The sequence below is a fragment of the Rhizobium sp. BK251 genome (genome assembly GCF_004345245.1).
Taxonomy (GTDB): Bacteria; Pseudomonadota; Alphaproteobacteria; order Rhizobiales; family Rhizobiaceae; genus Rhizobium.
Window position 1 is genome coordinate 559,375 of the sequence record NZ_SLUQ01000005.1, and the last position, 12,867, is coordinate 572,241.

General features: G+C 62.2%; 10 protein-coding genes and 1 pseudogene. 2 read left to right on the forward strand and 9 right to left on the reverse strand.

Annotated features, from left to right (window positions below; all coding sequences use genetic code 11):
• Positions 1 to 83 precede the first annotated feature (83 nt).
• Both pgi and EV286_RS15575 read right to left on the reverse strand, forming a co-directional pair.
• Positions 84 to 1,709, reverse strand: coding sequence for a glucose-6-phosphate isomerase (gene pgi / locus EV286_RS15570; RefSeq protein ID WP_132958036.1), 1,626 nt, complete (start codon positions 1,707 to 1,709; stop codon positions 84 to 86).
• A 140-nt stretch (positions 1,710 to 1,849) separates the two neighbouring features.
• Positions 1,850 to 3,547 carry a long-chain-fatty-acid--CoA ligase gene (locus EV286_RS15575; protein ID WP_132958037.1) on the reverse strand — a complete coding sequence of 566 codons (1,698 nt, stop codon included), beginning with the start codon at positions 3,545 to 3,547 and terminating at the stop codon, positions 1,850 to 1,852.
• Between the two features lie 264 nt (positions 3,548 to 3,811).
• Between EV286_RS15575 and EV286_RS15580 the strand changes: the two genes are divergently transcribed.
• Entirely contained in the window at positions 3,812 to 4,204 is a 393-nt protein-coding gene (locus EV286_RS15580) for a PRC-barrel domain-containing protein (protein ID WP_132958038.1), read from the forward strand.
• Between the two features lie 41 nt (positions 4,205 to 4,245).
• Here EV286_RS15580 and EV286_RS15585 read toward each other — a convergent pair whose 3' ends face one another.
• From EV286_RS15585 to EV286_RS15610, 6 genes are all read right to left on the reverse strand, one after another.
• On the reverse strand, positions 4,246 to 6,708 hold the full coding sequence (locus EV286_RS15585) for a glycoside hydrolase family 2 protein (protein ID WP_132958039.1): 2,463 nt from the start codon (positions 6,706 to 6,708) through the stop codon (positions 4,246 to 4,248).
• 15 nt (positions 6,709 to 6,723) lie between these two features.
• Positions 6,724 to 7,119 (reverse strand): VOC family protein, encoded by a 396-nt coding sequence (locus EV286_RS15590; protein WP_132958040.1) that lies wholly within the window; start codon positions 7,117 to 7,119, stop codon positions 6,724 to 6,726.
• 56 nt (positions 7,120 to 7,175) lie between these two features.
• Positions 7,176 to 7,925 carry an ABC transporter permease gene (locus EV286_RS15595; protein ID WP_132958041.1) on the reverse strand — a complete coding sequence of 250 codons (750 nt, stop codon included), beginning with the start codon at positions 7,923 to 7,925 and terminating at the stop codon, positions 7,176 to 7,178.
• The gene (locus EV286_RS15600; RefSeq protein ID WP_132958042.1) at positions 7,922 to 8,866 is read right to left on the reverse strand and encodes an ABC transporter ATP-binding protein; all 945 of its coding nucleotides are present in this window, start codon (positions 8,864 to 8,866) and stop codon (positions 7,922 to 7,924) included. Before EV286_RS15600 ends, EV286_RS15595 begins: the two co-directional genes overlap by 4 nt.
• Complete coding sequence (locus EV286_RS15605) at positions 8,863 to 10,029, reverse strand: ABC transporter permease (protein ID WP_132958043.1); 1,167 nt, start codon at positions 10,027 to 10,029, stop codon at positions 8,863 to 8,865. Before EV286_RS15605 ends, EV286_RS15600 begins: the two co-directional genes overlap by 4 nt.
• Positions 10,030 to 10,092: 63 nt before the next feature.
• Positions 10,093 to 11,001: an ABC transporter substrate-binding protein gene (locus tag EV286_RS15610; RefSeq protein ID WP_132958044.1), complete on the reverse strand. Its 909-nt coding sequence runs from the start codon at positions 10,999 to 11,001 to the stop codon at positions 10,093 to 10,095.
• Positions 11,002 to 11,435: 434 nt separating this feature from the next.
• Between EV286_RS15610 and EV286_RS15615 the strand changes: the two genes are divergently transcribed.
• On the forward strand, positions 11,436 to 12,671 hold the full coding sequence (locus tag EV286_RS15615; RefSeq protein ID WP_132958045.1) for a LysR family transcriptional regulator: 1,236 nt from the start codon (positions 11,436 to 11,438) through the stop codon (positions 12,669 to 12,671).
• Positions 12,672 to 12,675: 4 nt separating this feature from the next.
• Here EV286_RS15615 and EV286_RS15620 read toward each other — a convergent pair.
• A pseudogene (locus EV286_RS15620) lies at positions 12,676 to 12,867 on the reverse strand (glutathione ABC transporter ATP-binding protein GsiA); the annotation flags it as partial.

Consider the following 12,867-nt stretch of genomic DNA (forward strand, 5'->3'; position numbering starts at 1 on the left):
GGCCAAGGCTCCTCCGGAGCCACCGAATGCCACAGAAACTCCCGCAGCGGCTGCCACGGGAGCGTTCCTGATCCCGGTCGATCCTACTTCGCCAGCTTGGCCAGCGCGGCAACCAGCCCCTGCGTCGAGGAATCGTGGCCCGCAGCGCTCTCCTTGCCTTCGACGACCGGCAGCAGGCCTGTCGCCAGTTCTTTGCCGAGCTCGACGCCCCACTGGTCGAAGGAGTTGATGCGGAAGAGCACGCCTTCGACAAAGACGCGATGCTCGTAAAGCGCAATCAGCCGGCCGAGCGCGTAAGGCGTCAGCTTGTCATAGACGAAGGTGATGGAGGGGCGGTTGCCGGTGAAGACGCGGTGCGGGGCAATGAAGTCCGCCTTCTTCTCGTCCATGCCCTTGTCGGTCAGCTGCTTCTTTGCCTCCGCAAAGGTGCGGCCCTTCATCAGTGCCTCCGACTGGGCAAGCACGTTCGCCATGAGGAGCTGGTGCTGGTGGCGCAGTTCCGGCTCGAAGGCATTGGCGGCGATCATGAACTCGGCCGGAATGATGCTCGTGCCCTGGTGGATGAGCTGGTAGAAGGCGTGCTGGCCGTTGGTGCCCGGCTCGCCCCACACGACGGGTCCGGAATTGCCGACGACCGGCGTGCCATCGACGGTCACACCCTTGCCGTTCGATTCCATGTCGAGCTGCTGCAGGTACGCCGGGAAGCGCGACAGGCGCTGGTCGTAAGGCAGGATGGCGCGGGTCGGATAGCCGAGCACGTTGCGGTGATAGAAGCCGATCAGGCCGAGCAGCATGGGCAGGTTCTTCGCAACCGGAGCCTGACGGAAATGGTTGTCCATCGCGTGGGCGCCCTCGAGGAACTTGGCAAAGTTGTCGGGGCCGATCGCCATCATGAGCGGCAGGCCGATCGCCGACCAGATCGAGTAGCGGCCGCCGACCCAATCCCAGAATCCGAAGACGCGTGCGCTGTCGATACCGAATGCGGCGACCTTGTCGAGCGCGGTAGAGACCGCTGCGAAATGATGCTGCACGGCGTTTTCGCCAAGCGCCTTGGCGATAAAGCCGCGTGCCGTCTGGGCGTTGGTCATCGTCTCGACCGTCGTGAAGGTTTTCGAGGCGATGATGAAGAGCGTCGTTTCAGCCTGCAGCAGCTTCAGCGTGTCGGCAATATGGGCGCCGTCGATGTTGGAGACGAAGTGGGCACGCGGGCCGTCATGGAACGGCGCGAGCGCAAGCGTCGCCATCACCGGTCCGAGGTCCGAGCCGCCGATCCCGATATTGACGACGTCGGTGATCTTCTTGCCGGTCGCGCCCTTCAGCGTTCCGGAACGGATTCCGTCCGCAAACTTGCCCATTGCCGCAAGGACGGCATTCACATCGGGCATCACATCCTTGCCGTCGACCAGGACCGGCGTGTTCGACCGGTTGCGCAGCGCGGTGTGGAGCACGGCACGATTTTCCGTGAAGTTGATCGCCTTGCCCGAGAACATCTCCTCGCGCTTGGCTTCGACGCCAGCTTCCTCGGCGAGCTTGGCGAGCAGTCCCAGGATCTCATCGTTCACTGCGATCTTGGAATAGTCCATCAGCAGATCGTCAAGTGACGCGTGGTACCGCGAGAAACGTTGGGGGTCGGCGGCGAATGCGGCGCGGATATCGGTCGCGTTCGTGGCTGCGGCGGAGGCCTTCAACTTATCGACGATGGCTTGCATGAGATGGCTCCTTCGGAGACGGGGAGGGTTGGCGAAACTATTCGCTTTGTGTGGCCTAAATCAAGTTGCGGCATCGTGAAAAACAGAAATGTCACGCGGCGGACGCCGCGTGACTTGCGTGCCGACAATGGCCGCAAATCCTAGGCGCGAAGCTCCCGGCGCAGGATCTTGCCGACGTTCGATTTCGGCAATTCGTTGCGGAACTCGACGAATTTGGGTCGCTTGTAGTTGGTAAGGTTGGTAGCGCAGTGCAGTCGCACGTCCGCTTCCGTCAGGGCTTCGTCGCGCTTGACCACGAAGAGCTTGACCGCCTCTCCCGAATACTCGTCGGGAACGCCGATGGCTGCAGCCTCCAAGACGCCCGGATGCATCGCCGCCACTTCCTCGATTTCGTTCGGATAGACGTTGAAGCCGGAGACGAGGATCATGTCCTTCTTGCGGTCGACGATCTTCGTATATCCTCGTTCGTCCATGAAGCCCATGTCGCCGGAGCGGAAATAGCCGTCATGGGTCATGACCTGCGCGGTCTCTTCCGGCCTCCGCCAGTAGCCGGCCATGACCTGGGGCCCGCGGATGCAGATTTCACCGATCTGGCCGAGGGGCAGCGAGTTGCCCGCCTCGTCGCGGATGTCGAAATCGGTCGAGGGCATCGGCAGGCCTATCGTGCCGGTGAAGTCCGGCGAGTCGAAGCGATTGGCGCTGGCAACCGGCGAGGTCTCGGAAAGGCCGTAGCCCTCGGTGATCGATGTGCCTGTCATCTTCTGCCAGCGCTCCGCCACAGGCCGCTGGACTGCCATGCCGCCCGCAAGGGTCGAAACGCGGTGGAGGTCGAGCTTGGCAAGGCCCGGATTGTTCATCAGCGCGTTGAAGAGCGTATTGAGCCCCGGGAAGATGTCGAAGGGGTGCCGGCCGAGTTCCTTGATGAAGCCCGGTATGTCGCGCGGATTGGCGATCAGGACGTTATGCGCTCCGAGCGACATGCCCATCAGCGAATTCACGGTGAGGGCGAAGATATGGTAGAGCGGCAGGGCGCAGACGAAGGTGAGCACGTCCGGGCGCTTCTTCGTCTGATAGGCAGCAGCAAGCCAGAGCGAAAGTTGAAGCTGGTTTGCCAAGAGGTTGTAGTGCGTGAGCATCGCGCCCTTCGCCGTGCCAGTCGTACCACCGGTATACTGCAGGAAGGCGATATCGTTGAGCTCGACCGCGACCGGTCGCAACAGGGCACGGCTTCCCTCCCTGAGCACCTGTCCGAAGCTCCTGTAGCCGGGGATCGACCATGGCGGCACCAGTTTCTTGACTCGACGAACGACGAAGTTGACCACCTGCCCCTTCAGTCCCAGCATCTCGCCGAGCGAGGTGACGACGACGTGCTGGAGCTCGCTTTTCGGAAGTACCTGCTCGACCGTGCGGGCGAAGTTCTCCAGGACGAAGATGGTCTTGGCGCCGGAATCGTTGAGCTGGAAGAGCAGTTCCCGCGGCGTGTAGAGTGGATTGACGTTGACGACGACGAGCCCAGCCCGAAGGATGCCGTAGACGATGATCGGGTTCTGCAGGACGTTGGGCATCATCACCGCAACACGATCGCCCTTCTGGAGGCCGAGACCCTGCAAGTAGGCGGCAATCTTGAAGGATTGCTCCTCGAGGTCGCGATAGGTCATCGTCTTGCCCATGCTGGAAAAGGCGAGCCGATCAGCAAATTTCGCGCAGCTCTTCTCGAAGAGTTCTACGAGAGAGCGGTATTCCAGTGGTGGGATCTCGGCCGGGACAATGTCCGGATAGGAGGCAAGCCAGATTTTCTCGCGTGCCGGCGCCCCCGGCGAAGCGGAACCATTGTTCATGCAGTCTCTCTCCCATGTGCCGCATGCTGACGCCATTCGGCGACGGAAAGTCCTCCGCTTTCCGATTCTCAAGGCAGCTTAGGCCATTGCCCGAATGGTTCAAGCCGAGAATGGAAGTAAGATAACTTTGACGTAAACGTCAATGATTCCGGCTGACCTTCTTGAGAAACGCAATCGCGAGTAAGCGGGAACATTCGCGGAGGCGGCACGTTTCCAAAGCGTAAGAAAACGAAAAAACCAACGAAAAAACCTAGGAGGTGCACCATGCTGCATGAAGATTCCGACCTATCTCGCCGCGACCCGAATGTGAAGGATACGCCGACTCTGATCGCCAGCGACCGGGTTGAAGGTACGCGGGTCTATGGCGCCGACGCGAAGCATATTGGCTCCATCGAGCGCCTCATCCTCGGAAAGCGCGACGGCCGGGTGGCCTATGCAGTGCTGAGCTTCGGCGGATTCCTCGGAATGGGTCATGACCACTATCCGCTTCCCTGGGAAAAGCTGAACTACGACACTCAGCTCGACGGCTATCGCATCGATCTGACCAAGGAGCAGATCGAGGGCGCGCCAAGTTACGCCGACGACGACGACACCTGGTTCAACGACAATGGTCGTCGCGTCTACGACTACTACGGCGTTCCGCCCTACTGGATGTAAGTTTCAAGGGAGGCAGGCGAGGCCCCGCATTTGCGGGGCCTCTATTTTTTGCGCGCTCTGCTGACGAGATCGTTGGCCGAGCACAACGCCGCAAGTACTGCCGACTGGTCGGGCACCGAGGCCGCCTCCACAAGGAAGACATGGCTTTCGCCAGGCAGCAGCGTTACCAGCGCAGTATCAACGACCGCTTCGGGACTTATCCGATCCGCCAGCAGGCAGAGATCTTTCAGGAAAGCTTCGGCGGTCACGTGCACCGCATATCCGGCCTCGGTCCTCTCGACCTTGATCGACAACCGCGATTCCGGCAACGCCAGCGCGATGTCTTCGACGAAATAGTGGAAGGCCCGCTTGTCGAGCATTGAGACGACGATCACTTCATCCTCGGCGTTGCCGGGCGTGGCGATGTCTTCGGGGAGTGGGAATTCCCGGGCCTCGAGGCGGTCGCAGTGGAAGCGCCAGAACTCGAATTCGGCAAGCACCGTTCCATCAAGGCGCATGCGCGTGCCGCTGATCTTCGATCGCCAGAAAAGGGTCCGTTCATTGACGGCGACGGCCGCCAGCCCGTCTCCTCTCGGCTGGATTGTCAGCAGTCGCGGATCATAGGCACCCTTCAGCGCATACCAGAGCAGCTTTCGCCGGCCGGTGGAATCGATCGCGGCCCAGGATGTCACGGGCCAGCAATCGTTGAGCTGCCATATGACGGCGCCCTTGCAGATATCGCGGTGCGAGCGCAGGTGCTCGACGCCGAAGCGGATGGCGCGCGCCTGGTTGAGCTGCGTCGCGAAATGCCAATCCTCCATGGTTTCCGGCTCGGGCAAATGCCCGGCAAGGCCTCGGATAAGCTTTTCGTTGCCCTGCGTCGCCTTCTGGTGATGGAAGACGCCGTTCGACTCCGGCGATAGTGGCGCGTCGTGCACGCTCTCTTCCAGAGTCGCCCAGTTCGGTGGCGCCTGCCAGCCGAACTCCGAGCAGAAACGCGGGATATAGTTGCGATAGACTTCGTAGCCGACATCGTTCCAGACGTCCCAGATATGCTTGCAACCGTGCTCGTCGGCATTGGGCGCAATGTCCATCGAGCCGGAATAGGGGCTGCCGGGATAGTAGGGGCGATCCGGGTCCAACTCGGCGCAGAGCTTCGGCAGGAGATCAAGGTAGTAGCCGAGCCCCCATGTCTCGCCTTCCTTGATGATCGGCCTCCAGCCCCACTCGTCGAAGCCCCAGATATTCTCGTTGTTGCCGTTCCAGACCATGAGCGAAGGATGCGACATCAGCCGCACGACATTGTCGCGGACCTCTGCTTCGACTTCGCTGCGCAGCGGCTCCTCTTCCGGATAGGCGGCACAGGCAAAGAGGAAATCCTGCCAGACAAGCATTCCGGCGCGGTCGCATTCCTCGTAGAACTCATCGCGCTCGAAGATCCCGCCGCCCCAGACGCGCAGCAGGTGAATGTTGGCGTCCTTCGCCTGTTCGATACGCTGCCGGTAGCGCTCGGCGGTCACGCGGGAGGGAAAGCAGTCGTCCGGAATCCAGTTCGCACCGCAGATGAAAAGCGGCACCTCGTTCACGATGAAGGTAAAGGCGGAGCCATGCGAATCCGGCGAAGTGTCGAGCCTGATCGAACGAAATCCGATCTCCTTGGAATACGAGTCCAGCAGGTCGCCGGTCTCGCTGTCGGTGAGCCGAATTTCCAAGGGATAGAGCGACTGAGCACCGAGATGATGCGGCCACCACAGTTGCGGCGAAGGTACGCGGATCTCGAAGACGGCACTCTCCGCACGCGGTGCGATATCGATCGCCCGGGTCACTCCGCCGATCTCGGCCGTCAGCCTGCAGGCGCTGCCGGTCACCGCCCGGGCAAGCCGCGCATTGACCTTGACGAGGCCATCGCCGCCGGCAAGCGTTGCCGAAACGCGCGTCTCGGCAAGCCGGGCACGATCCCAGACCTCGAGCCGCGCCGGCTTCCAGATCCCGGCCGTCACCAGCGTCGGACCCCAGTCCCAGCCGAAGTTGCAGGCCATCTTGCGCACCAGGTTTCCCGGCCCCGGATAGTTGTTGGGCCGATAGCCGTAATGCGCTTCCATCTCCGCGCCGTACTCGTAGACGGAGCGAAAGCGGACCACCAGTTCGTTTGCACCCGCCCTCAGCCGCTGCGAAACGTCGAAGCGATACGTCCGGTGCATGTTGTAAGTGCGCCCGAGTTCCTCGCCGTTGAGCTCGATCGTCGCGACCGTATCGAGGCCGTCGAAAACGAGTTCGTGAACTTTGCCGGCATCCGGCGCCGCCTCGAAGCTGCAGCGGTACGTCCAGTCGGTGCGACCGATCCAATCGCTCGTGATCTCGTTGACGTCGATATAGGGGTCGGGGATCAGGCGGTTTTCCAGCAAATCGAGATGCACGCAGCCCGGCACCTGCGCGGGGATATCGGCAGGGAATCCGGATTTCACGCGAGCTGTATCGTTGCAGATGAGTGACCATCCGTTCTTGAGCGGCATTCTTTCGATCATGGGAAACTGTCTCGATTACTGGAAGCGGCCGTGGCGCTGGATCACTTCGATCTTGTAGCCGTCTGGATCGGTGAGGAAGAAGAAGAGGGCGAAGAGCTTGCCGTCGCGATTGAGCTCGCCGATCTCGCCGGGCGACAGTCCAAGGGCAGAGAGGCGCTCGTGCTCCGTGGCGAGTTCATCGACCGAGAATGCGAGGTGGCCGTAGGCGTTTCCCAGCGCATAGGGCTCGATGCGGCCCTGGTTGACCGTCAGTTCCAGTTCGAAATCGGTTTCCGGATTGCTGAGATAGACGAGAGTGAAGGTCTCGAACTCGATGCGATCGGCGATCGCCAGCCCGAATGCCTTGCCATAGAACTCGACCGAGCGACCCTCGTCGAGGACGCGGATCATGGAGTGGATCATCTTGGCCAAGGCTGCCTCCTCCCGTGCCGCGCGACGAAATCATCGCGTTCTGGTTACAGGCGAAATCAGTCGGCGCGCAAGCCCATTTTCCGCGTGATCGCGCTTTCGGCCAGGCCCATGACGTCGTAGATCAGTACTGCCATCAGCCCGACGATAAGGCCGCCCTGCAGGATGAAGGCCGTGTTGTCGGAGATCAATCCTGCGATGATGACCTCGCCAAGCCCCTTCGCCGCCACTGTGGACCCGATGGTCGCAGTGCCGATATTGATGACGGTCGCTACCTTCAACCCTTCGAGGATGAGCGGCATGGCAAGCGGCAGCTCGACCGAGATGAGGCGCTGCCGTGTGTTCATGCCCATGCCGTCTGCCGCATCGAGCACGGCCGGCGGCACCTGCTTCAGGCCGGAGACGGTATTCTCGAATATCGGAAGCAGGCCGTAGAGAAAGAGCGCAATCAGTGTCGGCGCCATGCCGAAGCCGGTGGCGGGCACGGCAATTGCGAGCACGGCCACCGGTGGGAAGGTCTGGCCGGCATTGGCGATGGCGCGCGACAGCGGAAGGAATTCCGCACCACTGCTGCGCGTCACGAAGATGCCTCCCAGTACGGCAAGCACGCTGCTCGCCGCGATGGAGATGAGAACGAGCTCGAGATGACCCGCGGCGAGCGAGGCAAGACTGTTCTGCGTGTAGATCGGTGGCGCGTTGTTGTTGGTCAGCGGAATGAAGAGCGGCGCCAGCCACTCCGTCCTGAAGAGCAGGATGAGGAGAAGAGCCAGCGCGGCGAGCCGGAAGCCATTCGCGGCGAGGAGCTTCATGACCTCCTGCCCAGCTGCAGCAGGTGGTTCACGGAGATCGAACCGACTTCGGCGCCGCCGTCATCGCGGACGGCTGCCTCCTCCACCCCCTGCCAGATCATCTCTGCAAGCGCGTCGCGGAGATTGAGCGACTGTGCCAGCGAATGGCCGAGACCCGACCGCGGCGGTTCCATGCTTCCCTTCAGCGGCAACAACGACATCAGCTTCAGCGCACGGTCGGACGTTCCGGTCAGCTGCTGGACGAAGGGGTCGGCGGGCTCCGTGAGGATCTTTTCGGGCGATGAGCATTGCAGCACGCGTCCCTCGCTCATGACCGCGATCTGGTGACCGAGATGGAAGGCCTCGTCCATGTCGTGCGTGACGAGGATGATGGTCGTGCCGAACTGCCGCTGGATCGCGAGAAGGTCGTCCTGCGCCTTGCCGCGGATGACGGGATCGAGCGCCCCGAAGGGTTCGTCCATTAGCAGCACCTCGGGCTCGGCGGCGAGCGCCCGCGCCACCCCGACGCGCTGTTGCTGTCCTCCCGAGAGCTGATGCGGATACTTGCCGGCAAATGTTGCAGGATCGAGCTCGAAGAGCCCGAGAAGCTCCTCCACGCGCCGGTTGATCCGAGGCTGATCCCATCCGAGGAGCTGCGGCACCGTCGCGATGTTCTGGGCGACCGACCGGTGCGGAAAGAGGCCGTGGCCCTGGATTGCATAGCCGATGCGGCGGCGCAGATCGGTGGCGGGAACGGCCATGATGTTCTGCCCGCCCACGAAAATCTCGCCCTCGGTGATCTGGACCAGCCGGTTGATCATCCTCATCAGCGTCGATTTACCCGAACCGGAAGTGCCGACGATGACCGTGATCGTCCCCTTCTCGACATCCATGGAGACCCTGTCCACGACCGTCGCAGGCCCGTAGCGCTTCGTGACATTCCTGATCTCGATCATGTTCATGCGCGTTCGCCCTGGATGCTCTCGATGATCGCATCGAGGATGACGGCCGATGAAAAGGCAAGGAAAACCGTCGGCACGGCGCCGAGCAGGACGAGGTCCATCGCCGTCTGGCCGAGGCCCTGGAAGATGAAGATGCCGAATCCGCCGCCGCCGATGAGGGCAGCGACCGTCACCAGGCCGATCGCCTGCACGAGCACGATCCGAATCCCGGTAAGGATCACCGGAAAGGCAAGCGGCAGATCGATGCCGGTGAGGACCTGGCGATCGGTGAGGCCCATGCCCGCGGCGGCATCGCGAACGGCCGGATCGACACCCTGCAGGCCGACGACCGTGTTGGCGACGATCGGCAGCAGTGAGTAAAGCACGAGCGCGATGAGCGCAGGAGCGGCCCCTATGCCGCGGATGCCGAGCTGTGCGGCAAGCGGCACATGGGTCGCGAGGTAGCCGAGCGGCAGCATCAGGATGCCGAACAGCGCAAGGCTCGGGATCGTCTGGACGAGGCTCAGTCCCTTGAGCACGAACCCGCGCATTCGCGGAACGCGGAAGCAGAAAATGCCGAGGGGCAGGCCGATGACGATCGCGATGAGGAGCGATCCGAAGGCGAGCATGAGATGGCTGACGAGTTCGGTGCGAAATTGCACGGCACGCGTCTCGAACTCCTTCATGATCGAGAGGCTGTCGAGAAGACCCGATGAAAGACAGGCGCCCAGAAGTGCCGAGTAAGCGGCAAGTGCTGCAATCCGCATCCAGGGCGTCAGCCTGAGCTTCACCAGTGCATCGGAAATGAGAAGGCCGAGCACGGAGAGCAGCACCCAGAAGGCGCCGCCCGGCGTGATCCGCGCCGAAGCGCTGCCGGGTGGCGTGACATTGGTCGAGATGATGCCGAGTGCGACGATCAGCGCCGTCAGGCAGATCGTTGCGACGACGAGCCGAATGCCGGCGCTGTTGACGAGGAGCGCCGCAGCGGCGGTAATGACAAGGAGCACCGCAAGCAGTATGGCGGCCGGCTCATGTATGAGTTGGACGAGGAAAGCCGGCTTGCCGGAGGCAATGCGATTTGCCTTGACGATCACGAAGGGCAGGAAACCTGCTGCCAGCGCGCCGGCGACGACGAGCACGATACCGAGGCGATCCAGTACGCGGATCGCAAGCGCGCCTTCCATCAGTTGCTCCCCTTCCTGCCTGAGAGGATGGCCCGGCCCGCCGAAGGGCCGAGCCGTGTCGCCCTACTTCAGAAAGCCCTTTTCCTTGAGGTAGGACTGGGCGACGGTCTTTGCCGGCTCACCATCCACCTGGATGCGGGCATTGAGCTTGCGCAACTCGTCGGCTGTCAATCCCTTGAAGATCGGCGCCAGGACTTCCTCGATCTTGGGATTGGCCGTCAGGATCTCCTCGCGGACGATCGGCGTCGGAGCATAGACTTGCTGCACGCCCTTGTCGTCCTCCATCACGACCAGTTCAGCCGCGTCGATGGCGCCGTCCGTGCCGTAGACCATCGCGGTATTGACGCCGTTCGTCTGGTCCGCGGCGGCTTTGATCGTCGCTGCGGTGTCGCCGCCGGAAAGCACGACCATCTGGTCGGGCTTTAGCTGGAAACCGTATGTCGTCTGGAAGGCGGGCAGCGCACCGGCGGAATTGACGAATTCGGAGGAAGCAGCAAGCTTCGCCTGACCGCCGCCTGCGACCCACTTGCCGAAATCGGACATGGTCTTCAGATTGTTCGGCTCGGCGACGTCGCGGCGCACGGCAAGTGCCCATGTGTTGTTGGCGGGTGCCGCCTCCAGCCAGACGATCTTGTTGGCGTCATAGTCGAGCTTCTTTGCCAGCGCGTGGCCTTCATCGAGCTTCTTCCAAGCCGCGTCGTCAGCCTTGTTGAAGAAGAAGCCGGCATTGCCGGTGTATTCCGGGTAGATGTCGATCTCGCCGGCGGTGATCGCCTTGCGGACAACCGGCGTCGCGCCGAGAGCGACGCGATCCTGCGCCTTGATGCCGTTGGCTTCCAACGCCAGCAGGATGATGTTGCCGAGCAGCGTGCCTTCCGTGTCGATCTTCGATGAGACGACGACATCCTTGGCGCTGGCGGCGCCAACGGCGAAGGCCACAATTGAAACGGCGAGTGCGAGTTGCTTGAACATGGTGCTTCCCTTCATTACCCCATTTGATCTCTTCGAGTGCGCCGTCTCTGCCTGCCGCTCAACGGAGCACTTCGTGCTGGCGATGCCGCTGTTACCAGCGGCCGCCCGCAATCGTTCTGTCGGAAATAGGGTAGGCTGCCCGAAAATCGATGCAGGCTCCCGATATCTCCCGACGCGTCGCGATTATGGTCGCAAAGAGCCTCTCAGGCTCGAAAGCAATTTTCCTTTTGAGAGGCCGGCGTGGTTTGTTTTTGTTCCCTTTCAATGATTTGAGCTGTTCCGATACTGATTTCGGGTTCTGGCCTGCGTGTCGATCGGTTCTCGAATTCGACGCGACGGTAGTATGCCCTGCGGTGGCGCGGGATATCTTTTCCGGCGAACACGCCATATGGTGGGCGGCTTGAGAAGGCGACACGGGGAAGGGGAATTGCCAAGTGCAGCTTGGGGCTCTGTTTATTGCCGATCAGGTCATGGCGCTCGGTTCGGTGCGGGAAACGGCCCGGCGACTTTCATTCTCCGCATCGACCGTTTCCGCTGCCATGCGCCGGATCGAATCGGAGCTTGCGGTGAAGTTGACCGAGCGCTCCTCGGGCGAACTGGTGACGTTGCTTGCGAGCACGAAGGTTCGAAAGGGTCTTGCACCCATTCTGCAGGCGGTGCGGGAACTGGCACGGCTGGTGGAAGGGGAAATGGATGGCGAAAGCTACAGCCGTTGGGCGGCGCGCTTCCCCTTGAAGATCGCGACGATCGAGCGGTTTCTCGAAACGGCCGATCAGGGCAGCATCAATCGCGCGGCGAGGCGCCTGCGTCTTGGCCAGCCCCAGCTTTCGCTGCAGATTGCCAACCTGGAGGATTTCCTCGGTCGCAAGCTGTTCGAGCGCCTCTCGCAAGGCTCGGTGCTGACGGACGAGGGCAGGCGTGTCTATGCAATCTTCGCCTCGATCGCCGAGGCATGGCGCGAGCTCAAGTCGTCGGCGGACGATCGCTATCGCCGCTCGGCGCGCGCGCTGCGCATAGGTTCGATCATCCCCACCGGCTCGGAAAGCTGGGTTGCGCGGTGTCTCGGCTCGCTCGTCGCCCAGTGGAATGCCGGTGGTGACCGAAACGCCATCTCGCTGGTGCTGATGACGGCCGACGACCTACGCGAGGCACTGATTTCCGGCCGCATCGATGTCGCCATTCTCGATTCGATCTTTGGCCTCGACAATTTCCGCCATCGCGAGCTGATTGCCACCGACATGGTCGCGATTGCGCCCATGTCGAGCAGGGAGGAAACGGTTGCGGACCTCGTCGCCAGTCATCCGCTCTGCACGCCAAGCTCACGGACCGGGCTCGGCCATGCCGCCATGGCCTATAGCGACGAACGCGGCGAGGACCGGCGGCGCGCAAGCCGCGATATCACCGCCGCCGATTCCCTGCCCGTGATCGTCGATCTCGTGGCCAACCACGGCTACGTCTCGTTTCTCGGGCGGGCAAGCGCACTTCCCATCGCCGGCAGGGTCCGGATCGTCGAACTCGGCGAGATTGTCGCGATGTCCTATCACGTCGCCTACAATCACCGCCAGGCGTCGGCAGATGCCTGCGAGCTGATCGTCAGGGCGGTACGGGAAATTGTCGGTAGCGATGAGGCGACGCAAGAATCGCCCAAGCTTGCCGGGGCGCAGCCCTAGTCCATCACGCCATGACGAAGTGGCCGTTTTCGATCTGCCGGTATGATCGTTTCTCTGGGACGAAGCCTGCGGGCCGGACGGGGCTCTTGAGTTCGTCGGCGGTGAGGTTTCTGCGGATGCCGCGGCGAGCGGGATCGGGGACGGGGACGGCGGCCATCAGCTTCTTGGTATAGGGATGCTGGGGATTTTCGAAGAC